Origin of the sequence: Natronobacterium haloterrestre, from assembly GCF_900112205.1 — an archaeon.
Lineage (GTDB): Archaea > Halobacteriota > Halobacteria > Halobacteriales > Natrialbaceae > Natronobacterium > Natronobacterium haloterrestre.
This window is the reverse complement of record NZ_FOKW01000001.1, coordinates 339,834-365,857: the sequence shown is the minus strand read 5'-3', so window position 1 is coordinate 365,857 and position 26,024 is coordinate 339,834. Positions and strand designations below refer to the sequence as shown.

28 protein-coding genes are annotated in these 26,024 nt (G+C 67.5%); 14 read left to right on the top strand and 14 right to left on the bottom strand.

All coding sequences use genetic code 11. The features are described from left to right. Positions 1-10 precede the first annotated feature (10 nt). On the top strand, positions 11-1,396 hold the full coding sequence (purB, locus tag BM113_RS01765; RefSeq protein WP_089784816.1) for an adenylosuccinate lyase: 1,386 nt from the start codon (positions 11-13) through the stop codon (positions 1,394-1,396). Between the two features lie 27 nt (positions 1,397-1,423). Here purB and BM113_RS01760 read toward each other — a convergent pair whose 3' ends face one another. From BM113_RS01760 to BM113_RS01750, 3 genes are all read right to left on the bottom strand, one after another. Continuing rightward, on the bottom strand, positions 1,424-2,512 hold the full coding sequence (locus tag BM113_RS01760) for a M20 family metallopeptidase (RefSeq protein WP_089784814.1): 1,089 nt from the start codon (positions 2,510-2,512) through the stop codon (positions 1,424-1,426). Then, complete coding sequence (gene lysA, locus BM113_RS01755; protein ID WP_089784813.1) at positions 2,512-3,753, bottom strand: diaminopimelate decarboxylase; 1,242 nt, start codon at positions 3,751-3,753, stop codon at positions 2,512-2,514. Before lysA ends, BM113_RS01760 begins: the two co-directional genes overlap by 1 nt. 65 nt (positions 3,754-3,818) lie before the next feature. Continuing rightward, a complete protein-coding gene (locus BM113_RS01750) occupies positions 3,819-4,583 on the bottom strand; it encodes an aldo/keto reductase (RefSeq protein WP_089784811.1) in 765 nt (254 codons plus the stop codon). Between the two features lie 207 nt (positions 4,584-4,790). On the opposite strand from BM113_RS01750, the gene BM113_RS01745 reads away from it, so the two are divergent. Beyond that, positions 4,791-4,985 (top strand): hypothetical protein, encoded by a 195-nt coding sequence (locus tag BM113_RS01745; protein ID WP_089784809.1) that lies wholly within the window; start codon positions 4,791-4,793, stop codon positions 4,983-4,985. Positions 4,986-5,059: 74 nt separating this feature from the next. Here the strand turns inward: BM113_RS01745 and BM113_RS01740 are convergent, their stop codons facing one another. From BM113_RS01740 to dapA, 4 genes are all read right to left on the bottom strand, one after another. Then, positions 5,060-6,499, bottom strand: a complete 1,440-nt coding sequence (locus BM113_RS01740; protein ID WP_089784808.1) for an MEDS domain-containing protein — start codon at positions 6,497-6,499, stop codon at positions 5,060-5,062. A 69-nt stretch (positions 6,500-6,568) separates the two neighbouring features. Continuing rightward, a complete protein-coding gene (locus tag BM113_RS01735) occupies positions 6,569-7,450 on the bottom strand; it encodes a 2,3,4,5-tetrahydropyridine-2,6-dicarboxylate N-succinyltransferase (RefSeq protein ID WP_089784806.1) in 882 nt (293 codons plus the stop codon). Then, positions 7,447-8,220, bottom strand: coding sequence for a 4-hydroxy-tetrahydrodipicolinate reductase (gene dapB, locus BM113_RS01730; RefSeq protein ID WP_089784804.1), 774 nt, complete (start codon positions 8,218-8,220; stop codon positions 7,447-7,449). Before dapB ends, BM113_RS01735 begins: the two co-directional genes overlap by 4 nt. Continuing rightward, entirely contained in the window at positions 8,217-9,155 is a 939-nt protein-coding gene (dapA, locus tag BM113_RS01725; protein WP_089784803.1) for a 4-hydroxy-tetrahydrodipicolinate synthase, read from the bottom strand. The genes dapB and dapA overlap by 4 nt, the downstream gene beginning before the upstream one ends. 412 nt (positions 9,156-9,567) lie before the next feature. On the opposite strand from dapA, the gene BM113_RS01720 reads away from it, so the two are divergent. Together BM113_RS01720 and BM113_RS01715 are read left to right on the top strand one after the other, a co-directional pair. Further along, positions 9,568-10,392: a M48 family metallopeptidase gene (locus BM113_RS01720; protein ID WP_089784801.1), complete on the top strand. Its 825-nt coding sequence runs from the start codon at positions 9,568-9,570 to the stop codon at positions 10,390-10,392. A 137-nt stretch (positions 10,393-10,529) separates the two neighbouring features. Then, positions 10,530-11,027, top strand: coding sequence for a LabA-like NYN domain-containing protein (locus BM113_RS01715; RefSeq protein ID WP_089784799.1), 498 nt, complete (start codon positions 10,530-10,532; stop codon positions 11,025-11,027). 133 nt (positions 11,028-11,160) lie between these two features. Here BM113_RS01715 and BM113_RS01710 read toward each other — a convergent pair whose 3' ends face one another. Next, positions 11,161-11,343, bottom strand: a complete 183-nt coding sequence (locus BM113_RS01710) for a hypothetical protein (RefSeq protein WP_007142346.1) — start codon at positions 11,341-11,343, stop codon at positions 11,161-11,163. 149 nt (positions 11,344-11,492) lie between these two features. Between BM113_RS01710 and BM113_RS01705 the strand changes: the two genes are divergently transcribed. The 3 genes from BM113_RS01705 to BM113_RS01695 all read left to right on the top strand — a co-directional run bounded on the left by BM113_RS01705 (position 11,493) and on the right by BM113_RS01695 (position 13,339). Beyond that, a complete protein-coding gene (locus BM113_RS01705; protein WP_089784797.1) occupies positions 11,493-11,993 on the top strand; it encodes a PUA domain-containing protein in 501 nt (166 codons plus the stop codon). A gap of 150 nt (positions 11,994-12,143) precedes the next feature. Next, the gene (locus BM113_RS01700; protein ID WP_089784795.1) at positions 12,144-12,527 is read left to right on the top strand and encodes a nascent polypeptide-associated complex protein; all 384 of its coding nucleotides are present in this window, start codon (positions 12,144-12,146) and stop codon (positions 12,525-12,527) included. Between the two features lie 5 nt (positions 12,528-12,532). Beyond that, positions 12,533-13,339, top strand: a complete 807-nt coding sequence (locus BM113_RS01695) for a methyltransferase domain-containing protein (protein WP_089784794.1) — start codon at positions 12,533-12,535, stop codon at positions 13,337-13,339. A 317-nt stretch (positions 13,340-13,656) separates the two neighbouring features. On the opposite strand, the gene BM113_RS01690 is transcribed toward BM113_RS01695, so the two are convergent. Next, positions 13,657-13,965 (bottom strand): transcription factor S, encoded by a 309-nt coding sequence (locus tag BM113_RS01690; RefSeq protein ID WP_089784792.1) that lies wholly within the window; start codon positions 13,963-13,965, stop codon positions 13,657-13,659. A gap of 116 nt (positions 13,966-14,081) precedes the next feature. Continuing rightward, the gene (locus tag BM113_RS01685) at positions 14,082-14,339 is read right to left on the bottom strand and encodes a DUF5789 family protein (RefSeq protein ID WP_089784790.1); all 258 of its coding nucleotides are present in this window, start codon (positions 14,337-14,339) and stop codon (positions 14,082-14,084) included. 134 nt (positions 14,340-14,473) lie between these two features. On the opposite strand from BM113_RS01685, the gene BM113_RS01680 reads away from it, so the two are divergent. Both BM113_RS01680 and BM113_RS01675 read left to right on the top strand, forming a co-directional pair. Next, complete coding sequence (locus tag BM113_RS01680; protein WP_089784788.1) at positions 14,474-15,766, top strand: MFS transporter; 1,293 nt, start codon at positions 14,474-14,476, stop codon at positions 15,764-15,766. 100 nt (positions 15,767-15,866) lie between these two features. Then, positions 15,867-16,376, top strand: a complete 510-nt coding sequence (locus tag BM113_RS01675) for a DUF5797 family protein (protein ID WP_089784787.1) — start codon at positions 15,867-15,869, stop codon at positions 16,374-16,376. A 23-nt stretch (positions 16,377-16,399) separates the two neighbouring features. On the opposite strand, the gene BM113_RS01670 is transcribed toward BM113_RS01675, so the two are convergent. Continuing rightward, positions 16,400-16,846, bottom strand: coding sequence for a DUF7979 domain-containing protein (locus BM113_RS01670; protein ID WP_089784786.1), 447 nt, complete (start codon positions 16,844-16,846; stop codon positions 16,400-16,402). Between the two features lie 340 nt (positions 16,847-17,186). Between BM113_RS01670 and BM113_RS01665 the strand changes: the two genes are divergently transcribed. Together BM113_RS01665 and BM113_RS01660 are read left to right on the top strand one after the other, a co-directional pair. Continuing rightward, complete coding sequence (locus tag BM113_RS01665) at positions 17,187-18,476, top strand: aminoacyl--tRNA ligase-related protein (protein WP_177209074.1); 1,290 nt, start codon at positions 17,187-17,189, stop codon at positions 18,474-18,476. A gap of 115 nt (positions 18,477-18,591) precedes the next feature. Beyond that, the gene (locus tag BM113_RS01660) at positions 18,592-19,173 is read left to right on the top strand and encodes a GNAT family N-acetyltransferase (RefSeq protein ID WP_089784782.1); all 582 of its coding nucleotides are present in this window, start codon (positions 18,592-18,594) and stop codon (positions 19,171-19,173) included. Positions 19,174-19,223: 50 nt separating this feature from the next. On the opposite strand, the gene BM113_RS01655 is transcribed toward BM113_RS01660, so the two are convergent. Both BM113_RS01655 and BM113_RS01650 read right to left on the bottom strand, forming a co-directional pair. Then, positions 19,224-20,291, bottom strand: a complete 1,068-nt coding sequence (locus BM113_RS01655; RefSeq protein WP_089784780.1) for a DUF5787 family protein — start codon at positions 20,289-20,291, stop codon at positions 19,224-19,226. Between the two features lie 202 nt (positions 20,292-20,493). Further along, positions 20,494-20,928, bottom strand: a complete 435-nt coding sequence (locus BM113_RS01650; protein ID WP_089784779.1) for a bis(5'-nucleosyl)-tetraphosphatase — start codon at positions 20,926-20,928, stop codon at positions 20,494-20,496. 246 nt (positions 20,929-21,174) lie between these two features. Here BM113_RS01650 and BM113_RS01645 point away from each other — a divergent pair, with 246 nt between their 5' ends. The 3 genes from BM113_RS01645 to BM113_RS01635 all read left to right on the top strand — a co-directional run bounded on the left by BM113_RS01645 (position 21,175) and on the right by BM113_RS01635 (position 24,255). Then, positions 21,175-21,510 (top strand): uS10/mL48 family ribosomal protein, encoded by a 336-nt coding sequence (locus tag BM113_RS01645; protein ID WP_089784777.1) that lies wholly within the window; start codon positions 21,175-21,177, stop codon positions 21,508-21,510. A 105-nt stretch (positions 21,511-21,615) separates the two neighbouring features. Beyond that, positions 21,616-22,896, top strand: coding sequence for an amidohydrolase (locus BM113_RS01640; protein WP_007142331.1), 1,281 nt, complete (start codon positions 21,616-21,618; stop codon positions 22,894-22,896). 132 nt (positions 22,897-23,028) lie between these two features. Continuing rightward, a complete protein-coding gene (locus BM113_RS01635; RefSeq protein ID WP_007142330.1) occupies positions 23,029-24,255 on the top strand; it encodes a M48 family metallopeptidase in 1,227 nt (408 codons plus the stop codon). 318 nt (positions 24,256-24,573) lie between these two features. Here the strand turns inward: BM113_RS01635 and BM113_RS01630 are convergent, their stop codons facing one another. Beyond that, positions 24,574-25,983, bottom strand: a complete 1,410-nt coding sequence (locus BM113_RS01630; RefSeq protein ID WP_089784775.1) for a geranylgeranyl reductase family protein — start codon at positions 25,981-25,983, stop codon at positions 24,574-24,576. Between the last annotated feature and the right edge of the window lie 41 nt (positions 25,984-26,024).

Here is a 26,024-nt window from a genome sequence, read left to right as displayed (position 1 = left end):
GATGCGGACAATGACCGACACAGACGCACTGTACGCCGTCTCGCCGCTCGACGGCCGATACAGTGGCCGGACCGCACCGCTGTCGCCGTACGCGAGCGAGGCCGCGCTCATGCGCGCCCGGGTCCGCGTCGAGGTCGAGTACCTGATCGCGCTGGCCGACCTCGAAGCGACGCCGCTGGAACTCGACCTCGAGGAGCGCGAACACCTCCGCGGGCTCTACAAGCACTTCGCCGAGGAGGACGCGCGGCTGATCAAGACCCTCGAGACCGAAGGGTACGCCGGGTTCGAGGCGACGAACCACGACGTCAAGGCGGTCGAGTACTTCGTCCGTCATCGCCTCCCCGAGGACAGCGACGCCTCCGCGTGGATCCACTTCGGGCTGACCAGCGAGGACGTCAACAACCTCGCCCACCGGCTGCTCGTCCGCGACGCCGTCTCGGAGGTCCTGCTCCCGCAACTGTACGAGGTCCGGGACGCGCTCGCGGGAATGGCCCGCGACTACCGCGACCTCCCGATGCTCGCCCGCACGCACGGCCAGCCCGCGACGCCGACCACCTTCGGCAAGGAGATGGCCGTTTACGCCGCCCGACTCGGCCGCGCGACGGGACGGATCCACGCCGCGGCCGAGGACCTCCGGGGCAAACTCGGCGGTGCGTCCGGCACGTACGCCGCCCACCACGCGGCCTACCCCGAGGTCGACTGGCAGTCGTTCGCCGAGGAGTTCGTCACCGACCTCGGCCTCGCGTTCGAACCCCTCACGACCCAGGTCAACCCCTGCGACGACCTCGCGGCGCTGTTCGACGCGTTCCGGAGCGCGAACGACGTGTTGCTCGACCTCGACCTGGACATGTGGCTCTACGTCTCCGACCGCTACCTCGGCCAGGAGGCCGTCGAGGGCGAGACCGGGTCGTCGACGATGCCCCACAAGGTCAACCCGATCGACTTCGAGAACAGCGAGGGGAACCTCTCGAAGGCCAACGCCGATCTGGGGTTCCTCGCCGACTACGTTACGACTTCGCGGCTCCAGCGGGACCTCTCGGACTCGACGGTCAAGCGCAACATCGGGGCCGCGTTCGCACACTGCCTGATCGGCTACACCAAAACGGCGGCCGGCCTCTCGAAGGTCGTCCCGAACGAACGGGTGATGCGCGAGGAACTCGAGTCGACGCCCGAGATCATCGGCGAGGCCGTCCAGACGATTCTCCGGCGTGAAGGGCAGGAAGATGCCTACGAGCAGGTCAAGGACCTGACCCGCGGGAAAGACGTCACCCTCGAGGACTTCCGCGACCTGTTCGACGACCTCGAGGTCGAGGAGTCGGTCCGCGAGGAACTGCGCGAGTTGACGCCCGCCGGGTACACGGGCGTTGCCGACGAACTGGTCGACGATCTCGAGTAGCCCGCGTCGATCGATCGACGAGTCCCCTCACTCGAGCAACGCCGTGAGCGCCGCCTCGAGCGTGTCCGCCGCCGCTTCCACGTCCGAAAGCCGGACGTACTCCCGCCCGGCGTGGGCGACGCCGCCCTCGTCGTCGGCGAGGACACCGGGGCCGAAGACGACAGTCGGCGCGTCCGCGGCGAAGAAGCCGGCCTCGGTCGCCGCGCCGAACGGGCGTACGTCGCCGCCGCTCGCGTCCCGCAGCGTCCGTACCAGCCGCTCGTCGGCGTCCGTGACGAACGCTTTCGGGAACGGCGTGTCGGGACGGATCAGGTCGACGGAAACCTCGAGCCCTCCGCCGGCGGCGACCCGCTCCTCGAGGAACGCCTCCAGATCCGCGGCGAACGAGTCGGCGGTCTCCGGCGGCACGCTGCGCCGGTCGAACGTCACCCGACAGGAGCCGGGAACGCGGTTCGGGGCCTCGCCCCCCTCGAGGACGGTCGGCGTCAGTTTCGGCTCGCCGAGCACGTCGTCCTCGCCGGGCCCGGCCGCCTCGTCGTACGCGCGCAGCGCCTCGAGGACGGACTCGAGGCCGAAGACCGGATTCCGATCGGCGGGAACTTTCGCCGCGTGGCCGCTCTCGCCTTCGATCGTGATCGTGCCCTCGCACTGGCCGCGGGCGGCGATACAGACGTCGAGATCGGTGGGTTCGCCGACGACATAGCCGTCCGCCGAGAGCCGCTCTTGCAACCCGGCAGCGCCGGTCATCAGCGTCTCCTCGTCGGGCGTGATCGCGAGGGTCAGTTTGCCAGCCGTGGGCTCGACTCGAAGGAACGCGGCGAGCAGGGCCGCGAGCGGCCCTTTCGCGTCACAGGCCCCGCGCCCGCGAACGACGTCGCCGTCGCGTTCGTGGGGGACGTGGGGCGCGACGGTGTCGATGTGGGTGTTCAGGACGAGGTGCGGGCCGTCCCCGTCCTCGCCTCCACCCCGAGTCGCGAGGGTGTTCCCCAAATCGTCGACCTCGGGCTCGAGGCCAGCCTCCTCGAGCGTCTCGCACAACAGCTCTCGCATCGCCGCGACGTTCTCGTGGGAAGGGGTCGCGACCGCGTCGGCGTGGAACGACTCGAGGTCGAACATCACTGCTCCAGCCGGGTCACGTCCGCGAGCGTCTCGCGCCGTCGCGCGACGCGGGCCTCGCCGTCCTCGAGCGCGATTTCGGCCGGCCGGGGCTGGGAGTGGAACTGGTTGGCCAGTTCGTAGCCGTACGACCCCGCGTTGCCGATCGCGAGGACGTCGCCGCGTTCGGGCCGGGCGATCGGTCTGTCGTGGGCGAAGACGTCCGCGCTGGTACAGACCGGGCCGCCGACGGTCGCCTCGAGCGTCTCGCGGTCGGGCGCGCTGACGTTCAGCATGGGATGATAGGAGCCGAACATCGCGGGCCGGATCAGCGTCGAGAGGCTGGCGTCGACGCCGACGACGGTCGTGTCGGGGGCTTCCTTGATCGTGTTGACCTCGGTGAGGATCAGCCCCGCGTCGGCGACGATGTAGCGGCCGGGCTCGAGTTTCAGTTGCGCCTCGAGGTCGCCGACAGCGTCCCGAACCATCTCCGCGGTCCGCTCGAGGTCCAGCGGCTCCTCGTCCTCCCGGTAGGGGACGCCGTAGCCGCCGCCGACGTCGACGAACTCGAGGTCCTCGTCCCCCACGCGGCGGGCCATCTCGCCGACGCGTTCGATCGCGCGGCAGTGATCCTCGAGGTCGTCGGTGAGGACGCCGCTGCCGGCGTGGGCGTGGATGCCGACGAGGTCGCCGTCGAACGCCTCGCGAACGCGGTCGGCGACCTCGGGCACGCGCTCGTAGGGAATCCCGAACTTCGCGTCCGCGCCGGTGGCGACCTTCTCGTGGTGGCCCGTCCCGATCCCGGGGTTGATCCGGATCGCGATCCGGCCGTCGTACCCCCGCTCTTCGAGGCGCTCGAGGGTGTCGGTCGCGCCGATCGTGACCGTCAGGCCGGGGTTGTCGGCACCGAGTTCGGCGGCGTAGTCGAGGTCGCGATCCGGCGGATTCACGGCGGTGTACTGCAGTTCGTTCGGGTCCGCGCCCGCGTCGATCGCTCGCTGTAGTTCGCCCCACGCGGCACACTCGATCGTGCCGCCGACCTCGAGGACGGCCTCGAGGACGGCCTTCCCCGTGTGGGCCTTGGCGGCGTACATGACGTGGGCGTCGGGGAACGCGGCCGAGAACCGCGCGTAGTTTTCCTTCACTCGGTCGAGGTCCATCACGTACAGCGGCGTCTCGTGGTCGTCGGCCAGCGACTCGAGCCGCGAGCGGTTCCAGTCCGAGAGCCGGCGAACGGCCGGCGAATCCGCGAGGTCGGTCATTACTCCCTCCAAGCGACCGCGAGGATTCAAGGGTTTGGGTTCGGGTCGAAACCCGCCGAAACCGGCTACTCGGGAAACAGCTCTTCGGTCCGCTCGATGCCGTCGATCCGCTCGACGTCGGCCGGTTCGAGGTCGATCGCCCGGGCCTCGAGGTTCGCCGTCAGGTGCCCGCGGCTGCTGGCTTTCGGGATCGGGACGACCCCGTCCTTCGCGGCGAGCCAGGCGAGACAGACGGCCTCGGGCGTGACGTCGTGTTTCTCGGCGACGGCGACGACCGCCTCGATCTCCCCGGCGCGGCCGTTCGCCAGCGGCGAGTACGCAACGAGCGGATAGCCGTGCTCGCGGGCGTGCTCGAGGAGGTTCTCCGGCTGGAAGAGCGGGTGGTACTCGACCTGGTGGGCCGCGATCGGCGCGTCGAGAACCCCACGGGCGGTCTCGAGTTCCTCGCGGGAGAAGTTACTCAGTCCGATTCCGTCGACGACCCCTGCGTCGGAGAGGGCGTCGAACGCGGGCAGCGTCCGCTCCGGGTCGTAGGTCTCGATCGGTCGGTGAACGTACAGCAGGTCGACCGACTCGAGGCCCAGTCGCTCGAGGCTCTCCTCGGTCGTTCGACGGACGGCGTCTGGCTCGAGGCTGTCGGCCCAGACCTTCGTCGCGACCTGGACCTTCTCGCGCGAAACGTCGCTCCGGGCGAGGCCGTCGCCGACGACGCCCTCGTTCCCGTAGATCTGTGCGGTGTCGAGGTGTCTGTAGCCGACCTCGAGGGCGGTCGCGATCGTCTCGGGGGCCTCGATTCCCATGGTCCCGAGCCCGATCGGTGGGAGCTGCATACACGACGTTGGCGTGTCGGACGGAAGAGGGATCCGGGTGATATCGAAAAGATGACCGTCGTCGACTCGTCTCTACGATCGAGACTGTCCCGATCGCTACCGACCGGGCCGCCCGGTTTCCGTCGTACCGTCGCGAGAGACTGTCCCGGTCGGCGTCGTAGCACTATCACGGACGATCATTATACCGATCGCTCGAGTGCCAGTAGTATGCGAGTCGTTCTCAACGAATCGACGAAAACGATCCACAAACCCGCACGGTCCAACGGGCAGTCCACGGCCTGCGGCGCTCTCAGACACGTTTCTCCGGCACGGATCCGGGAGACCACCCGAACGGGTCCCGACGCGGCGACCGACGACGACACGTACTGCGGCCGGTGTTTCGACGCGGTGAGCGGGTACTAAGGCGTCGCCTCGAGCCGGTTCCGGTACGACACCGGCAGACGTCCGAGCGCGCTGGGACTCGAGCGGCCCCGGGCTCACGCCTTCCGGCCGGAGGCCGGGCCGTCGTCGCTCTCCCACTCGCCCACCTGATCGGGGGGCAACCGCGGGAGTTCGATCGCGAGCCGCCGGTCCTCCGCCTCGGGGAACGACAGGGTCCCGTGGGAGTTCTCGACGACCCACTTGATCAGCCAGATCCCGAGCCCGCTGCCGTGCTCGAGCGGGGTCTCCTCGCCCAGTTCGAGGGCGCGCCGATCGGCCGGCTCGAGCATCCGCGTCTCGCTCACGAGCGCGAGTTCGACGACCCGCTCGGATGGGAGACCGACCGCGAGGCGAACCGGCCCCGTTCCCTGGCCGGAGACCGCGAGCGAGAACAACTCGGCGAGCGCCGCCTCGAGGGAGGGGTCGGTCAGTATCGTCTGGTCGACCGGGCCGCTGACCTCGATCAGTGGCCGATCGGACGAGTCAGGGCTCGTCCGGTCGTGTTCGTCGGCGACCCGTTCGCGCGCCCGATCGACGACGTCGGCGAGCGACAGCGGCTGGATCCGTGGTTCCTCGACGGTTCGCTGGACGTACCGTGCCTTGTCGGCGATCTCCACGACCTGCCGCGTCGAGTCGAGGGCCGCCTCGACCCACTCGCGTTCGGTCGGCTCGAGTCGCTCGTCGTCGGCGAGGGTCTCGAGCATCCCCAGGGCGGTGTTGAGGTCGTTGCGGATATTGTGCCGTAACACGCGGTTGACGACCGTCAACCGTTGCTCGCGGTTCTCGACCACCTGCCGGGTCCGGGAGAGGTCGTAGGTCTGTTCGAGCATGAGTCTGGCGTTCAACTCCGGCTTCGGCTGCGAGCGGTACCGTTCCGGCGGGACGTAGTAGGGGTTCTCGCAGATCGTGTTCCGGTAGATGATCCGCTCGTGAGTCCACAGCGCCTTCGCGATCGACTCCTCGCCGAACCGCGCGAGGTCGTACTGACAGAGCGCCGTCACCGGGAGTTCGGGACAGGTCGTGTCGAACTGCGCCTCGAATTCCAGGACGTGGTCGAACGTCTCCTCGGTATGGAAACACCAGCTATTCTCGCCCGCGACGAAGAGTCCCTCGTATCCGTCGTCGACGGCCGCCTCGCAGGCCCGCTCGAGCGTGTCGATCATTCGATCGGGATCGAACCCGTTCTCGAGATAGCGCTCCGACGCGTCCTCGATCCAGAGGTCGCCGGCCTCGATCCGGTCCTCGACGTCGATCCCTATCGCCCGTAGCGCCGTCTCGATCCGAGATTCGACGTTGTCGTCGTACAGGTAGACACACCGGTGACCCGACTGGAGGGCGTAATCGACGAACGCCGTCGCCGCCGCCAGTTGCTCGTCCTGGCCGTCGTAAAACAGCGCCAGGTGGCGCGGTAGCTCGCGATCTGCGAAATCAGCGCGGAGCGCCGCTGGGGTTGGCGTCTCGTCGTCACTGTCGGGCGCGTTCCGTCCCTGTATCACGGTTCGATTAGACGTCTCCGTGGTAATTGGTTTTGGGACGCGGGAGTACGGGGCGAGGGCGAACCGGTGCTACTCCCGGAGCGTGTCCTCGCGCTCGGTCGCCTCGAGCGTCTCCGTCTCGAGGTCCGTCGCGACGACGGCGGGCTTGTACGCGCCGCCGTCGAAGAGGTCGTGGTCGCTGACCGAGGACTCGACGAACCGGGTGAACGCGCGCCGTTCCGGCGGCAGTTCCCCGTACAGCACCTCTTCCTCGACGAGATCGTACACCGGGATCCGGGGCGTGAGGAGGGTGTTCTCGCCGACGACGCTGTTCTCCCCGACGACGAACCCGCTTGTGACCCGACAGCCCGCGCCCAGGGAGACGCCGTCCTCGACGATCACGGGTGCGCTCTCGACCGGCTCCAGTACCCCCCCGATGAGGGTGTTCGCGCCGAGTTTGACGTCCTCGCCGATCTGTGCGCACGATCCGACGGTATCACAGGAGTCGACGAGCGTTCCGTCGCCGACGTACGCGCCGATGTTGACGAAACTCGGGCTCATCATGATACAGTCCGAGCCGAGGTACGCGCCCCGACGGATCGTCGTCCCGTCGGGCGTGTTCCGGGTGCCGCGGTCGCCGAGGTCGCCCGTCTCGCGCAGCGGGAGCACGTCGTAGTGATCGACGCCGCCGTACTCGAACGCCCGGTTCTCCCGCAGGCCGAAGTTCAGCAGGATGCCCCGCTTGACCCACTCGTTTACCTCCCACTCGCCGTTCCCGGACGACGTCCGGGAGCCAGCCGAGCGCTGCTCGGCGCTGTCGCGTTTCTCGGCGGCGCGGACCTCGCCGGCCTCGAGGGCCTCGAGGAACGCCTCGAGGGTAGCGGAGACATCCTCGTCGGCCGTTTCCGCCGTGACGTCTCCGTTGTCGTACCGTGTCCACAGGTCTGCGATTTCGTTCTCGAGTGCACTCATTCGTCGATCACGTCCGCAAAGTCGTACCGTCCCGCCTTTCGTCCTGCGATCCAGACTGCCGCGTCGACCGCGCCCGCGGCGAAGACGCCGCGGTCCTCGGCGCGGTGGGTCAGCCGTACCTCCTCGTCGTTGCCCGCGAGGACGACCTCGTGTTCGCCCGTGACGTCGCCCGCACGCAGGGCGTGGACGCCGATCTCGCCTTCCTCGCGTGGCTCCTCGCCCTCGCGGCCGTGGTTCCTCCCCGCGAAGTCGCCGTTCGCCTCGATCTCCTCGAGGAGCCGGTTCGCCGTGCCGCTGGGGGCGTCGCGCTTGCCGTTGTGGTGGGTCTCGACGAGTTCCACGTCGTAGCCGGGCAGGTTCCGCACCGCCTGCCCGACGACGTTGACCAGCGCCTGGACCCCGCGGGCGAAGTTCGGCGCGTGCAACAGTGGGATCGACTCGCTCGCGGCCTCGAGGTCGGCGAACGCCGCGTCGTCGAACCCCGTCGTTCCCGTCACGAAGGCGACCTCCGCGTCGGCCTCGACGCAGGCGTGGGCGTACTCGAGCGCGGAGTCGGGCCCCGTAAAGTCGACGACGGCGTCGGGCTCGTGCTCGCCGAGCAGGGCGTCGAACTCCGCGGCCGGTTCGACCGCGACCCCCTCGACGGTCCCCCCGTCGGGTTCGCGGTTGACCGCGAACGCGACCTCGCAGTCCGCGCGTTCGCGGGCGGCGGCGACGACCTCCCGGCCCATCCGGCCGGTCGCACCGGTGACGCCGACCGCGACGGTCATCGATCGGCCTCCCGGCCGCCGTTCGCGACCGCAGTCGACTCGGTCTCTCCCTCCTCGAGGTCGGCGAGCACCGACTCGAGGTCCGCACGGTACTCCTCCGAGAGCCGCGAGAGCGGCGAGCGCAGTCTCGCGGGCCCATAGCCGCGGATTTCCATGGCTTCCTTGACCGGGATCGGATTGGTCTCGACGAACAGTGCGCGGAACAGCGGCCCGAGTTCGTGGTGAATCTCGCGGGCGCGGGCGTAGTCGCCGTCCAGGGCCGCGCCGACCATCGCGCAGGTGCGCTCGGGTTCGACGTTCGCCGCGACGCTGATGGTGCCGGTGCCGCCGACGGAGATGGTCGGCAGCGTGAGCGCGTCGTCGCCCGACAGCACCGCGAACTCCTCGTCGCGGGTCCGCTCTGCGATCTCGCCGATCTGCCCGAGGTCGCCGCTCGCGGCCTTGTAGCCCGCGATGTTCTCGTGGGCGGCGAGTTCGACCGCCGTGTCGGGTTCGATGGAGCGGCCCGTCCGCGAGGGGACGTTGTAGACGATCTGGGGGAGGTCGATGGCGTCGGCAATCGTCTCGTAGTGTTCGATCAGGCCGCGCTGTTCGGGCTTGTTGTAGTACGGCGAGATCAGCAACAGGCCGTCCGCGCCGACCTCGGCCGATCGCTCGGAGAGTTCCAGTGCCTCTGGGGTGTTGTTCGAACCCGATCCCGCGATGACGGGGACGTCGTCGACGGCGTCGACGACCGCCTCGACGACCTCGACGTGTTCGTCGTGGGACAGCGTCGCCGACTCCCCCGTGGAGCCGACGGGGACTAACCCGTCGACGCCCGCGGCCTCGAGTCGCCGTGCGTCCTCGCGAAGGGTTTCGAAGTCGATGCGCTCGTTCTCGTCGAAGGGCGTACACATTGCCGGGAAGACGCCCGAAAGGTCGATGTCGTGTGTCATGATCCAGTGTGTCGTGGCTGTCGGTCAGTGGTCGATCGGTTCGATCCGGTCCGCACCTGAACTGCGCCCGAGACGAGGTCGCTACGCTCGCCTCGAGCACCCTTCAGACGCGTTTTTTGACAGGTTTAGCAAAAGGAACGGCAACCGCACACGCTCCGCTTCCGGCAGCGTAACCTGCAACCCGAGCGGAGCGTAGCATACGCGTTAGCGCGAGGGGAACGGACTTATGGATTACGTTACCTGCCGTTTTGGCCTCGAGACGGTCGGCCCGGGACGACAGTTCACTGCCGGAACTGGACCGATCCCTGACAGGTGCTGCCGGAACGGCGCGCGGATCGACCGGGATATCACGCCGAGCCGTCGGGCGGTATATCCCGCGAAGCTTATACATCGTGATTGCTTACGAACGCCTATGACAGACTTCGGACTGAAAGTACGGATGTTCGTCGTCGGCTCGATCCTGGCGGCGCTGTACCTGTTCGTCGGGCTCGTCGGGCTGACGATGCTCGGTACGGGTGCCTGGCCGATCGTCCTCCTGCTTCTGGTCACGTTCCCGTTCATCCAGTACAAGATCGGTACCTGGGCCGCGACCAGAGGGGCCGAAGAGATGCCCGAAAGCGGCCAGTACGCCGATATCCACCGGATGACGGAGTCGCTGAGCCGTGACATGGGCATCGACAAGCCCAAGCTAATGGTCCAGAAGATGGGCGTCCCCAACGCCTTCGCCACCGGCCGCAAAGGTAACGGCGTCGTCGTCGTCAGCGAGGAACTCATCCGCCTGCTCGACCGCGACGAACTCGAGGGCGTCATCGCTCACGAACTGGCCCACATCAAGAACCGGGACGTGCTGATGATGACGGTCGGCAGTTCCATCGGGATGATGGTCGGCTACGCCGTGTACTTCGTCTACGTGTTCGCCGGTGACGACAACCCCGGCGGCTTCATCGTCGGCTGGATCCTCTCGATGTTCGCCCAGATGCTCGTCACGGTGCTGGTGATGGCGATCTCGCGGTACCGCGAGTACGTCGCCGACGACGACGCCCGACAGTACATCGGCAGCGGCGATCCGCTCGCTCGAGCGCTCGAGAAAATCTCGAAGGGAGCCGAGAACCGCGAATCGACCATCGACGACAGCACGGCCGCGCTCTGTATCTTCAACTCCGAGCGCGGACTGCTCCAGACGGTGTTCGCGACCCACCCGCCGACCGAAAAGCGCATCGAGAAGCTCCGGAGCTAACCGGGTTCGACTCGGCCCCGGCCCGTCTCCGGTCGTCCTTCTCGCCGCTCGTTGCGGTCGTGGTCACGTTCGAGCCACGATCACAGAAACCGTCACGATCGACGCGATTTTTACGGTACCACGTCACACTCCTAGCTGTGACCGAAATCCATCAGGACCAGCGCGTCGCCGTGCTCGTCGACGCCCAAAACCTCTATCACACCGCACAGAGCCTTCACAGCCGGAACATCGACTACTCGGCACTGCTCGAGAAGGCCGTCCAGGACCGACAGCTGACCCGCGCGATCGCGTACGTCATCCGCGCCGACGCGCCCGAGGAGGAGAGTTTCTTCGACGCGCTGGTCGACATCGGCTTCGAGACGAAGATCAAGGACATCAAGACGTTCTCGGACGGGTCGAAGAAGGCCGACTGGGACGTCGGGATGAGCCTCGACGCAGTGACCCTCGCGAACCACGTCGATACGGTCGTCCTCTGTACGGGCGACGGGGACTTCTCGCGGCTCTGCTCACACCTGCGCCACGAGGGCGTCCGCGTCGAAGTGATGGCCTTCGAGTCCTCGACCGCCGAGGAACTGATCGCGGAGGCCGACGCCTTTCTCGATCTTGGCGAACGCCACGAGACGTTCCTGCTCTGATCGGCACCCGGTGGCGAGTCGAGAGAGGTGCGGATACGGGTACGAGTGCGAGTCCTAGTACGAGTCCGAGTCCGAACAGTCCGTCGAGAACGTCCAAGTCGGCGACCCTCTCGCCCGTCGTGGTCGCCTGCCGCTACCTCGAGCCGGCCACCGTGGCTTCCCGCGCCAGATTCACGAGTAGCGCTCCGGCACCCACCACGAGGGCGATCGCGGTCAGGGCGTAGACGACGTGTGACTCGAGCGCCGCCGGCCCGACGAACGTCAGGGTGCTCACCGCGAGCAGCCCCGTGCCGAGCGCGACCTGCGTCAGATCCATTCACGTCTGGATAGCGGGTCGACCTATATAACGTTCCTGATTCGTCCGGGCGAAATGAAGCGGTTCTTTTCGCCTCGTTTCCCTTTCGGCCCGGCGAGCGCCCGACGGCAAGCGAAGGGTTTTCTCCGTCGAGGGTCGAACTCGGGGCGATGAGCGAGCCAGCAGACGGGTCGGCGGGACCGTCGACGCTCCGGACGATCGCCGACTACCAGTTCGGCGCGGGCGCGGGCGAGGCGATGTTCCCGCCCGCGGAGTCCGAGTCGGAGTCGCTGACGATCAAACGAACCTCTTCGGGCCGACCACAGCAGATCCACGCCGAAAACGGCCGGATCGCCTCCTTCGGCACCGACGGCCGGTTCACGCTCGGCCTCGAGGGCGGCCGTCGACTCGCGGCCGCCCTCGAGTATCCCGCGTACCGCGTCGTCGTCGACGACGAGAGCGAACCGTTCGTCCGCGAGGAAAAGAACGTCTTCGCGAAGTTCGTCCTCGAGGCGGGGTCGGAGATCCGGCCGGGCGACGAGGTGCTCGTCGTCCACGAGCGCGGCGAACTGCTCGCGGTCGGCCGCGCCGAACTGGACGCGGACGCGATCGCGGATTTCGAGACGGGGATGGCGGTCAACGTCCGCGAGGGCGCACCGGCCGACGACTGACGACGGCCTCCCCCGGCGTCGAACCATTTTGGAGAGTAACGGGGGACCGATGCGTTCGACGCTGTTGCTCGAGCGACGGCGACGTCCAGGTGGCCGCTCGCTGCGGGTGGAACGACAAAGTAAAAGGTCGCGGGTGGCGACGTGTCGGGTATGTTCGGAGGAGGCGGCGGCGGACTCAATCCGCGCAAGATGGAACAGATGATGGAACAGATGGGGATCGACGTCGAGGACATCGACGCCGAAGAGGTCATCATCCGCACGGGCGAGTACGACCTCGTCTTCGACGACGCCGAGGTTACGAAGATGGACGCCCGGGGCCAGGAGACCTACCAGATCATCGGCTCGCCCGAAGAGGTCGAGGCCGGCAGTGCCGGCAGCGCCGACGACGCCGGGACCGACGACGACGGCTCGGCCATCCCCGACGAGGACGTCGATCTCGTCGCCACCCGCGCCGGCGTGGGCGAGGACGAGGCCCGTGAGGCCCTGGACGCCAACGACGGCGACCTCGCCGCGGCCGTCGAGGACCTCGAGTAGCCGACGTGACCGGAAACGAGCCCGATACGGACACGGATATCGAAAGCGACGGCGCTTGCGGCACCGACCACGGCGACGACCGCAACCCCGTCCTGCTCGTCCGCGGCGACCGCGAGTTCCTCGTCCAGCCCGGCGAGGAGATGGGCACCGACCTCGGCGTCCTCGAGGTCCCCGAAGACGTCGAACCCGGCCAGACGCTCGAGACTCACCTCGACGAGGAGTTCCAGGTCCGACGCCTGCGCGGCCCGGACCTGTTCCACCACTTCGAGCGCACCGGTGCGCCGATGGTGCCCCGCGACGTCGGACTGGTGATCGGCGAGACCGGGATTTCACGGGGCGACCGCGTGCTCGACGCCGGCACCGGGACGGGCGTCCTCGCGGCCTCGATGGCCCGTGCAGGGGCCGAAGTCGTCACCTACGAGCGGGATCCGGAGTTCGCCGACGTCGCCCGCGAGAACATGGAACTGGGCGGCGTCGCCGACGAGGTCGACGTCCGGACCGGCGACCTCCGCGAGGAACTCGAGGCCCTTGAGCCCTCGTCGTTCGACGTCCTCACGCTCGATACGGGCGACGCGGCCGACGTCGTGGCCCACGCACCCGACCTGCTGGTCGAGGGCGGCTTCGTCGCGGTCTACAGCCCCTTCATCGAGTCGACCCGCGAGGTCGTCGAGGCCGCTCGAGAGGCCGATCTCGCGAACGTCCGCACCCGCGAGACGATCCAGCGCGAGATGCAGTTCGACGACCGCGGCTCGAGGCCGTCGACGGCACCCGTGGGTCACACGGGGTATCTGACGATAGCTCGCAACGAGTAACTCTCCTTCCGTTCCGTTATCGACGCCCGAAAGGAGTACCGACAGCGGTGTAGGAAGCCAGTACGGATCCTCGCGACGTGGCCGGGAGCGGACCCCGAGCATTGCGAGGCGTCCGCGACCCGGGGAAGGGCAGGCCATCGTCCCGTAACCGACCGCGAGCAGCCATCGGCTGCGAGCGGGCCGACGACCGATGTGGCGGGCCGCTTGGGGCCTGGAACGGAGGGAGGAGTGCTTTTGATCGACCTTTTACCGAGGGACGTCGCGCTGGACGGCAGCAACGCTGCCGTCAGCGCGACAGACCGCAGCGTAAAAGGTCGTTAGTTGTCGTCCTCGCGCCACTTGTGCTCGCACTCGGAGCAGATGAAGAAGCGGGTCTCGGACTCGTCGGCCGCGCGGATCTGTTTCATGTACCAGTACGCGCGGTCGTGACCACACTCGGGACAGTGGGCGTCGGTTTCTGGCAGCGAGGTCTCCCCGGAGGACTCGATGATCTCGCTGGCTTCCTGGCTGTCCGTGACGATATACTCGTCGGCGTCGCCTTTCGGCTCCGTGTAGCCGCAACTCCCGCACTTCCAGAGCCCGTCGTCGGCTTTCATCATCGAACCGCATTCGTCGCAGAATTCCATCGTTGTCCGGGCTACGTCGGTCGAGCGACTTAAGGAACGCGTTTACCGTCTCACCCTCCCTCGAGGGCCTCTCGAGTCGCCGACGCACCCTCGTTTCGGGCGACCCGACCGGCCGGTTAGCCTTCGCCCTCCGACTGGTACGGCTCGCCGACCGCCTCTCGGGGCAGGGCGTTGTGCAACTCTGCCTCGAGATCCGCCGCCGACTCGAACCGGTTGCTCTGGACGTCCTCGACGAGCGAACCGAGGTTCCGTTCCCCGTCGGCCAGCAGGACCGTCACGTCCTCGAGTTCCGCCGCGGCCTCCGCCCTCGTCGCCGGGTAGTCGAGTTCCTCGAGCGTCGATTCCACTCGGCCGAGTTTCACTTCGCGACCCATACCCCCGGCTACGACGTCGGACGGCTTGTAACTCGTTTGCGATCGGACGGACTGTCCGGACGGAGACGACAGTCCGCTCGCAAGTACTTTCGATTCGAAACTATAACGGCGTCGCCGACCGTGGGTAACGACGAGTGCCAGTACGGACTCTCCTCGAGAAACTCCTCGCGCCGTTCGCCGTCGACCGGCGAGTGCTCGCGCTCGCGTTCGCGCGGATGGCCGACGGAATCGGGAACTCGTTTTTGATCGTCGTCATCCCGCTGTACGTCGGCAGCGATATCGTCGGCGGCGCGACCTTCGGCCTGGGGGAGTCGATGATCATCGGGATCATCCTCTCGCTGTTCGGTTTTCTCAACAGCACCTTCCAGCCGCTGACGGGGCGGCTCTCGGATCGCTACGGCCGCCGGAAGCTGTTCATCCTGATCGGACTGGGTGGGCTCGCCGTCACGAACCTCACCTACGTCTTCGCGCGGTCCTACGTCGAACTGGTCGTCATCCGGGGGCTGCAGGGCGTCAGCGTCGCCTTCATCATCCCCGCGTCGGTCGCGCTGGTCAACGAACTCGCGACGACGGACGAACGCGGCGGGAACATGGGCGTCTACAACACCTTCCGGCTGATCGGGTTCGGGGCGGGCCCGGTCGCCGCCGGGACGGTGGTCAACCTCGGCCCCTACGCGTTGGGCAGGACGACGATCACCGGCTACGACGCCGCGTTCTACGTCGCCACCGTCGCGGCCGCCGTCAGCTATCTGATGGTGACGGCGTTGATCACGGATCCGGAGTCGACCGAGGCCAACGCCGGCGCGGACCTCTCGATCGACGTCTTCGACCGGTCGGGATCGAACCTGCTCGATCCGATCTTCACGCTCGGCGTCGCCTCGCTGTTCATGGCGACCGCGATCGCGCTGTTCGCGACGATCCAGCCCCAGATCAACGCCCGCCTCGAGCAGGGCGCGACCTGGTTCGGCCTGCAGTTCGCGGCGTTCGTCGTCGCCCAGATCCTCCTGCAGACGCCGATCGGGCGCGCCTGTGACCACTACGGGCGACGGCCGTTCATCGTCGGCGGGATGGTGCTGTTGATCCCCGCGACCCTCGTCCAGGGGTTCGTGACGACCTCCGAGACGATGTTCGTCGCGCGACTCCTCCAGGGGATCGCGGGCGCGATGGTGTTCGCGCCGTCGCTGGCCCTCGCCGGTGACCTCGCCGGGAAGGGCGAGTCCGGCTCGAAACTCTCCGTGCTCACCATGGCGTTCGGGTTCGGGATCGCCCTCGGACCGCTGTCGTCGGGCGCGCTGGTACAGTACGGCTTCGCGGTCCCGTTCGTCTTCGGGACCGCCCTCGCGACGCTGGGCGCGATCCTCGTCTACACCCAGGTCGAGGAGACGCTCGAGACGACGGCACCGGTGCCGGTCGTCGGCGGCGACTGACGGTCTCGATCCCCGCCGGCGAGTCGGGCGATCGGGAGAACGGACCGCAACGAGCGATGGGACGCAACGCAAAAGTACCGGATCCCCATACCCTTCGACGATGACGCTTTCGGACGAGGCCACCGAGCGGCTCGCCGACGTGGTGGAACTACAGCCGACGAAAAACTCCGAACTCCAGGACCGGTGGGGGATGGAAAGCGGCAGCGAGGTCCACCAGTACCTCGAGAACGAACTCGGCGACTACTACTTTCGCGACGACAACAGCCTGATCCGCGCGACGGCCGAGGCCGCCGACCTCGTCGACGTCGAACCCGGCATCGAGAGCGATCCCGACAGCGAGGGCGCGCCGTCTCGGATCCGCGTCCCGGAGCTCCAGGCCCGGATCGTCGACGTGCTGGCGGGCCCGGACGAACGCTCCGAGAGCGTCGTCTCGGTGCTGCATTCCTTGCGGGACGCCTACGACTACGGCGACGACCTCGAGGCCGAAGCCGTCCGCTCCGGACTGCAGAGCCTCCGGCGCAAGGACGTCGTCGAGGTCGAGTACCGGACCGTCCCCACGTTCCGGCTGGCGGTCGAGCGCGAGGACCTCGAGGTCGACGTTTCCCAGTGATCGGCGTCCGGCGGAGACATCGATCACCCGAAGGGGCCGCGGTTCGGGAAATGATGGCGGCGAATCGCCTCGACGACCAGCGCCACGCCGACGACCGCCAGCGCGATCGCAGCGAGTCCGCCCGTGCTCGTCCACCTGACTGTCGTGTTGCGCTCGATCACGTGGTACTCGTCCCCTTGTGAGACGACGTAGCCGTCGCCGATCCTCGTCGCCTGCTGGTCACCATCCGAGATGACGTACCGGTCGCGCTCGCCTCGCAGGTCGTCGACCATCCGCCGCTCGTCGGCGGTCAACTCGTCGTACTCGACGACGCCGTACCGGTCGACCGAATCCGAGACCGACTCGAGGTCCGCGGCCGAGCGCTCGTGGGTGACCTCGTGTGCGACGGCGGTGAATCCAGCGAAGATCGCGAGCAAGAGCGCCGCGAGACCGACCACGAGCAGGCCGAAGTGGAGCCAGTTTCGATCCATCCGTGTATCGAACAAAGACGTGTTTTTTCACTTATTGTAGTTTCGAGAAATCTGTCCTCGGCGACAGTCTTCAACATTTACTTATATTAGGTCGCCGACGTTTCGGTCGCATGTTCCGACGAACGCGACCTGGCAACCGCGGGTCCGGTGTGGCCCGCGGCTGGGTTCCGCGATAGTACCGAGAGTCGTACTGCTTCTCTTCGCGTCGTTCGTACGCTGTCCGTGACGGGTCGTAGCCGACGTTACGGCGACGGTGGTGTAGACGCGGATCGTCACGCTCGCAAGGAGACTGGACACGGAAGGTTCGACGCCGACGGCCGCGTCGACGGGGGTGATCGCAGTGCGGCGTAGCCAGTCCCTGCTTTTCACCAGCCGGGAGACCAACGGCCACGAAAACGAGACCGTCGCGCTCACGGCACGGGCCGGCCTCGTCCGACAGTTCGGCAGCGGGCGCTACGGCTTCACGCCCACCGGCCAGCGCGTCCGGGAGAACCTCGTCGCCCTGCTCGAGCGCGAGATGGACGCCGCAGGCGGCCGACGGATCAGCCTCCCCTCGCTGAACGACGCCGGCATCTGGCAGCGAAGCGGTCGCTGGGAGAGCTTCGAGGGCGAGATGTTCACGCTCGAGAACCGCGACGGCAAGCGCCTCTGTCTGGCTCCCTCCCACGAGGAGGGCGCGGTCCACCTCGTCGACGGCGTCGTCCGTTCCTACGACGACCTGCCCCTGCTGGTGTACCAGATCGAGCGGAAACACCGCGACGACCACGCCCGCAACGGCCTCCTGCGGACGAAGGAGTTCACGATGAAAGACGCCTACAGCTTCCACGCGACCGACGACTCCCTCCGGGAGTGCTACGACCGGGTCCGGGAGACCTACGTCCGTATCTTCGAGTCGCTCGGTCTCGAGTTCGTCGTCGCGGCGGCGGACGACGGCGTCATGGGCGGGACGAACTCCGAGGAGTTCGTCGCAATGACCGAAACCGGCTCGGGGACGGTCGCTGTCCGGCGCTGTACCGCGACGGACTGTCGGTTCGGCGTGACCGACGAGTCGCCCCGCGCCGACCTCGCGGCCGGCGACGACTGCCCCGAGTGCGGCGGCCGGCTCGCGGCCGGCGAGGGGATCGAAGTCGGCCACGTCTTCCAGCTCGGCAGGCGTTACGCCGAACCCATGGGACTGACGATCGACACCGCCGGCGGCGGGCAGCGCCACGTCCTCATGGGGAGCTACGGCATCGGCGTCGAACGGCTCCTGCACGCCCTCCTCGAGCAGTACGCCGACGAGAACGGCTGTCGCTGGCCCGACTCGTCCACGGCGCTCGAGGACGGGGACGTCGCCTCTCCCGAAATCGCACCCTATCGCCTCGCCGTGATCCCCCTCGAATACGGCGACGCGGACCTGCGCGAGGCGGCCGATCGCCTCCACGAGCGCTGCGGGACGGCCGAGACGCTCCTGTTCGACGACCCCGAGCGGACGATCGGCGAGCGGTTCGCCGAGAGCGACCTGCTCGGAATCCCCGAGAAAGCGATCCTCGGGAACCACTACCGGGAGACCGGCGAGGTCGAACTCGAGGCCCGCGACGGGACGACCCGGTACGTGTCCCTCGAGGAGGTACCCGAAATCATCGGGTAACCGACCGAACTGGCGGTCACAGTCGGGCGTCGTTGGCCTCGAGTCCGTTCGCTCGTTCTGGCACAGACCCCCTCCGCACTCAATTATTTATATCATGTCGATATACAAAACCGGTGTGTTTCCTGAATTACTCGAGACCGATTCGCTCGTCCTCGAGCGGTTCTGTCGCGATCGCGTGAACGTCACCGAGCTGTACGACCTCTTCAGGGAGGCCCGCGAAGACGTCGCCGACGTGTTCGAGTACGTCCCGCAAGAGCCGTACGCGACGGTGAAGGAGGTTCACGACCAGCTGACGGACGCGGAAGCCGAGTGGGACGACCGCGAAAGTGCCCAGTACGCCGTCTACGCGGACGACGAACTCGCGGGATACACCGGGTTGTTTCCGGAGTGGAACCGACACACGGGGCGGATCGGGTTCATCCTTGGCAAGCCCTACTGGGGGAACGGGTACGCGGGCGACTGTGCGACGGCCATGACCGAACTGGCGTTCGACCGGCTCGGTCTCGAGACCGTGGCGATCGGTTACGAGGACGGAAACAAACGATCCGAACGGGCGATAGAGAAGTTCGTCGAGTCCGCCGGCGGACAGTACGACGGCCGACTGCGAAACTGGACGCCGATCGGCGACAGGATCGCCGATCACCACCGGTATACCGTGACACGGGAGGAGTTTCGGCGAGCGAGAGCCGACGAATAGGACCGTCGGACCTCGGTACCGATTCCGCGTCCGAGCGCGCTCCGGGCACCTCACTCTCCGGGCGACTCGAGTCCGGGCCGCCGTCGCCGACGGCGATCCGCGAGCAACGCTTTGAACCGTTTTCCGGGACCCCCCTCGATCGGCCACCCCTTCGTGCGCCACGCGGGCGGCTCCGGTTCGTAGGACGAACAGGAACCCGAACACTCGGCGGCGGTCGGCTGCCGGTCTTTCGCGTCGCAGTAGGGGAGCAACTGGCCGTCGACCTCCCGAAGCCGGAACTGTCGGCAGTCCGGCCGCATCGTGTCGACGAACGAGCGCCAGCCCCGCTCGTAGGCCCGTTCGGCGATCGCGAGTCGCCGCTCGTGCTTCCACTCGAGGTCGGCGTACTCGAACCGGGCCGCTGACCCGTCCCGCCCGCCGGCGGAATCCGGCCGCTCGAGGATCCGCGTTCCGGGCTCCGCGACCGCCAGCGTTCGGGGGTGCCAGGCCACGTCGGCCGACAGCGTATCGGGGTCGAACGCGAGGACGCCCGCCTCGACCGGCAGGTCCTCGAGCAGGATCGGCTCGACCCGTTCGCCCGTCCGTCGGGTCGCGACCCAGACCTCGTCGGCCAGCGCAATCGCCACGTCGAACTCGAGTTGCGGCCGGAGTCGCCGGGCTGCCGACCGATCGAGGTCGGGTTTGTTCTCGACGGCGACGATCCGCTCGCACCAGTCGGGATAGGGCCACTTCCGCCGGACCTGGATGCGGTTCCCGTCCTTGCGGGTCTCGAGGATGCCCCGGTCGTCCGCGCGGTGGATCGCTTCGCGGACGTACCGCCACGGGTAGCCGGGGTGGGGGAGGGCATCGCGGTAGTAGGTCCACTCCGCCGGCGCGTTCCGGACGACGTGGAGGAGATCGCTATCGAGGCGCTTCCGGCCGAACCTGGCGCGCTTCCGGAGGGCGTCGGGGTCGCACTCGAGGACGATGGTGTCCCAGCGCCGCCGCTCGGTACCCAGTTGGCGGGCGACGATCACCGGAGTGTCGTCGCTGGACCCGGGCGGCCACTCGCGCTCGGCCCACCTGCAGGTCCGCAGTTCGAAGCCGAACTCGGCGTCGTACGCGTCCGTCCCGTCCACGGTGGGCCGTACTCGCCGACGGAGAAAAACCTGCCCGATCGAACCGACGACGGACGGGCGGCCCCGGATACCGGTCGAAAAGAGGGGAAACGAGATCGTCGGGGTCGGGACTGTGGGGTTCGACCCGCATCGAACCGAACGCGGTCCTCGAGAGCGGCCGACGCCTCGGCGCTCGACGGAGGGAGAAATCCCGGTTCGCCTTCTACTCCTCCTCGTCCTCCCGCTCGTCGAGGAACTCGTGGGCCTGCTCGAGGATCTCGCGTGGACCGTCCTGCGTGACGGTGTTTACGGCCTGTTCGTAATCGCGCCACTGCAGGTCGCGATGTTCGTTGGACAGTTCCGCGCTGGCCTCGAACGACTTCGCGATGAAGAGGTGAACGGTCTTGTGGATGGTCTTGCCGTTCGCCTCGAAGACGTAGTCGTAGTCCTCGCGAAAGCCGTCGAGGAGCCGGAACTGTTCGATACCTGCCTCTTCCTTTACTTCGCGGATCGCCGTCTGCTGTAGCTCTTCATCTCCTTCGACACCGCCCTTGGGAAACTCCCAGTCGCCTGGGCGGCTCTTGAGTAGAAGATACTCGCGCCGGCCCCGCGTGTCGCGGAAGAGGATCGCGCCTGCGCTCGTAGCTTCGACTGCCATTAACCGAAGTACTAGGCGCGACGTTAAGAGAATATCGGACTGTTCGTTAAACGAACACCCGCGCGCGACGACAGTACCGGATCGTCGGTCCGACGGCGGCGGCGCGTGACGAGCGTTCGATTCCACGCCCGGAGGCGTTGGTCTCGAGCCCCGAGTTCCGGGTTCCGAGTCTCGAGTCCCGAGTTCCGACCGCCCCATCTCAGCAAGTTTTTACGCGCTGGCCGTCGACTGTGTCGTAACTCAGCCATGACCTTCGTCACCCGCCTCACGCTGCAAAGCGGCGACCGGGCCGCCCTCGAGGGTATCGTCGACGACATCAAAACGACCGCCGAACGGAAAGGTGCGGAACTGAAAGGGCCACACTCCCACCCCCCGACGGACATCTCGGTCCCACAGCACTGCCGGCTCCACGCCGACGACGATCGGCACTTCTCCTCCTGGAACTACACGGTCTTCACCCGTGAACTCGAGATTCACGGCCACGACAACCTCGCGCGCAACATCGCCGAACAGGACTTCCCGGACTCCGTCCACATCGAAGCCGAAGTCGAACAGATCCACGGCGCCGGCCGCGGGAACTGACGCGAGCGCAGGTTCTGTTCTCTTCGTCCGCCCCTCCGCCGTGACGTACCCGACCGAGGTTCCGCCTTCGATAGCACTTTTTAGCGCCGCTGCCCAGTGGGGGATATGACCGCGGACGACCTGGTCGAACTTCGCCGCGACTTGCACCGTCGACCCGAACCCGCCTGGCGCGAGTTCTACACGACCGCACGCATCGTCGAGGAACTCGAGTCGCGGTTCGGCGACGACCTCGCCGAACTCCACGTCGGCCCCGACGCCATCGCGACCGATCACCGCCTGGCCGTCCCCGACGACGCCGAACTCACCCACGCCCTCGAGCGCGCACGGGAGACGGGCGTCGACGAAGGCGTCCTCGAGTCCCTCGAGGGCGGCTACACGGGCGCGGTCGCGGTGCTCGAGAAGGGAGACGGCCCGACAGTCGGTCTCCGGGTGGACATCGACGGCCTCCCCCGCGCCGAGAGCGAGGACGCCGACCACGCGCCCGCGGCCGAGGGCTTCCGCTCGGAACACGAAGGCGCGATGCACGCCTGCGGCCACGACGCGCACGCGACGATCGGCGTCGGCGTCCTCGAGGAGATCGTCGACAGCGACTTCGAGGGCACGCTGAAGGTGTTCTTCCAGCCCGCCGAGGAGGTCATCGGCGGCGGCAAGTCGATGGCCAAGAGCGAACACATCGCGGACGTCGACTACCTGCTGGCGGCCCACATCGGGCTCGACCACCCGACCGGCGAAATCGTCGCCGCCATCGACGGCTTCCTCGCCGTCTCGCACCTCGAGGCCGAGTTCTCCGGGGAGCCGGCCCACGCGGGCGGCCACCCCGAGCAGGGGCGCAACGCCGTTCAGGCGATGGCGACGGCGGTCCAGAACCTCTATGCGATCCCGCGTAACAGCGACGGCCCGACGCGGATCAACGCGGGCAGGGTCGAGGGCGGGAGCGCGGCCAACGTGATCCCCGAGTCCGCGCGGATCCTCGCCGAGGTCCGCGGCGAGACGACCGAACTGATGGAGTACATGGCCGACAACGCCGAACGCGTGATCAGGTCGGCCGCGGAGATGCACGACTGCGAGGTCGAGGTCGAACTCGGCGCGCAGGCCCCGAGCGCCACGAGCGACGAGGCACTCGCGACGCTCGTCGCGGACGCCGCCGGCGACGTCGAGGGCGTCGAGCGTATCCTCGAGCGCGACGAACTCGGCGGCAGCGAGGACGCCACGTTCCTGATGCGTGAGGTCCAGCAAAACGGCGGGAAGGCATGTTACGTCGGCGTCGGGACGGATCACCCCGGCGGCCACCACACCGCGACGTTCGACGTCGACGAGGAGAGCATCGGTCACGGCGTGGAGACGCTCGCGGGAGCGATCGAGCGGGTCGCCGAAGAGCGACCCTGACAACACGAGTCGGGACTCGTAATCTTCTTGGAAATCCTGTCGAAACGAACATTCGAGAGTGCGTCTTCCCTCCCCCACGTCGATGGTCTCCCGCCCTTCGCTGGCGGTGTTCGTACTCGAGGTGGCACCCTCGTGATCCGTCCGACGCGACTTCAACTGGGACTCTGGCTTCGGCTGGCGGTCGCCGCGACCCTCGTCGCGCTTGGGCAGTTCGTCGTCCTTGCGTTCGAAGTCGTCACCGTGGCATTGCTCGCGTTGATCGTGCTGGCGTCCCTCGAGGAGTTTCTCTCGTTGCTGTTCGTCCTCTCGGTGCTATTGACCGGGCTGTTCGTCTGCTGGTACCTCCTCGCAGTGGTCGTCCGGCGGCTCTACCCTGCACGGACGCTGTCGGATCGACTGTCACACGACGGGATGGCCGACACCGTCGAAGCCGTCGGCGAATCGCTGCTGTCCGCGAGGGTACTCGCGAACTGGCCACGAACCCTTGCCCTGCTCGGCGGGCTGGTCGTCGGGACGTTCGTCGGATTCGGCCTCGCAGAACGGATCGCGTGGCGGTCGATGATCGATCCGTTGTACGCGGCGGCCACCGTCGGCGTCCTCGGTGCGCTCGCGCATCTCGTCTGGCTCGTCCATCGTGAGTGGACCGACGACGCTGCCGCGCTTCGCGACGTATCGGAGTCCGTTCGCGTCCTCGAACGGCCCGATGAGGAGGTCGAACGACGTCGGGCAGCCGTCCAGGGGCGCGTCGATCGACTCGCCAGACAGGCTGACCTGCCCTCGCCGACCGTCCGCCTCGGAGTCACAGCGACGCCGACCGCGGCGACCGTCGGCTACCGGCCGGAGAGTTCGACGCTCGTCGTCTCGCGGGGGCTGCTCGAGGCCGTCGACGACCGGGAACTGGATGCCGTCCTCGCACACGAACTCGCCCACGTCACGAATCGGGACGCGGCCGTGGTGACTGCGTTGTCGATGCCCGCAGCCTCCGCGACTGCGATCCTCGAACGCTACGACTATCACCCGTTCGTGGCACTGCTAGCTGGGTTCGTCGTCGGAATCGTCCGCTGGTCCGTCGCAGTCGTCAGCCGCTATCGAGAGTACGTCGCCGACCGTGGGGCCGTCGCGATCACTGGCGACCCCGCGGCACTCGCGAGCGCCCTCGAGACGCTGGATCGCGACCTCGAGACGAGTCCCTCGAGTGACTTTCGCCACCCTCGCTCGACGGCGGCGTTCGCGATCGTCCCACCACCGTGGGATGAACACCGGTTTTTCGACCGGACCCGGCGGTTCGTCGCGCGTCGGATCTTCGGGACGCATCCGCCGACCGAGAAGCGCGTCGAACGGCTTCGGGATCGCATCTGATCCATCCGGATTCCTGATGGCTGAACACGACTTTCCATGTATTCCATGAATTCGAAAATCGGAGCCAGGATGGACGGTCGCCGCAACTCGGGGAAAGGCAGGTAGTTGCCCGATAACGACCGCGAGCGAACGAAAGCGCGGTGCGTAGCGCCGCGGGAAGACGAACGACCGGAGGCCGTGAGTCGGTGAGCGAGCGGGCCGACGACTGATGTGGAAGGCGCTCTATGACCGCCTGGAACGGAGAGGAGTAGTTTTCTGGCAAAGCCAAGCGGAATCTCCGATCCTGCGAGGTACGAAAGACAGCGCAACAGTTTGGTTTCAGTACTTCGGATCCGCGCCGGTCGTCTCGTAGACCGCGTCCATCAGTTCGTCGCGGCGTTCCTGCCAGGCCTCGAGTTCGTCCGGGCTCGAGGGGTAGTCCTCGTAGTGGGCAAGCAGGTCGTCGGCGCGGCGTTTCGTTTGATAGAGGTTCCAGATCGTTCCCCAGTGGCCGCGGCTCTTGAGCAGGGCCTCGAGTTTGAGCTTCATGCCGATGTCCGTACTACCCGAATAGAGCGCCTCGGCGAGCTTGTCGCCCGGCATCGCCGCGAGCAGCCCCATCAGGTCGTCGACGTCGACGGCCGTCGAGAGGATGTTGTAGACGTCCAGCGCGGCGTAGCGGGCCCCGAAGTGATCCATCACGAGTTCGTTGTACTCCCAGAACGTCTCCTCGCTGAAGTCGCCGGTCTCGAGGCCCTCGATCGCCTGCTCGGCGGCGTACTTGCCCGCGTAGGCCGCGCCGGCGATGCCGCCGCCCGTGGTGGGATTGACGTGGCCAGCGGCGTCGCCGACGGCCATGTAGCCGGGGTGGACCGCCGAGTCGTACGGGCGGCGGGTCGGGAGGGCAGCGCCGAGTTTGTCCTCGACGTCGGCCCCGTCGAACTCCTCGCGAGTCTCGAGGTCCCGCTTGAGGTCGTCGACGAGCTTCATGGGCTCTTCGGTCATCTGGAAGCCCAGCCCGGCGTTGATCTCGGTCTCGGTCCGTGGGAAGTACCAGAGGTAGCCGGCCGCGCGCTCGGTCGGCTTGAACACGAGCGCGTCGGACCACTCGACTGGCTCGTCGACGCGGACGATCTCGCGGTAGGCCGAACAGAAGTGGGTGTAGTCGACGTTGGTGTCGAACGTCGACGCCGAGAAGTCGACCTCGTCCTGCAGGACCGACAGCGAGCCCGCGGCGTCGATGACGACGTCGGCCTCGTAGCTGACCGGTTCGCCGGCGTGTATCCCTTCGACGCCGGTGACCCGACCCGTTTCGCCCTCCTGGACGACCGTCTGGACGACGGTGTCGTAATGCAGTTCCGCGCCCGCTTCACGCGCGCCCTCGATGATGCGCTTGCCGTACTCCCAGCGGTCGATGACCGCGAGTTCGCCGGGGACCGGGATCTCGAGGACGGTGTCCTCCTGGGGGATCTCGAAGCGGCCGTGGTCGACCTCCGTGTTGGTGATCGCGGGCTCGAGTTTCGACTTGGGGATCGACTCGGGGAAGTCGCTCGCGCCCTTCAGGGCGTCCCCGCAGGCGATGTGGCCCGCCTCCTCCTCGCTTTTGCGCTCGAGGATCACTACGTCGTACCCTTCCCGTGCGACCGTCGCTGCGGCGTAACACCCTGCTGTACCGGCGCCGACGACGACGACGTCCGGGGAGTGAGTCCGTGTCGCCGTACCGGCAGCCGACTGATCCTGCGTACTCATACCGACAGTGTGAACACCGCGGTAAGAAAACGTTTTATGTG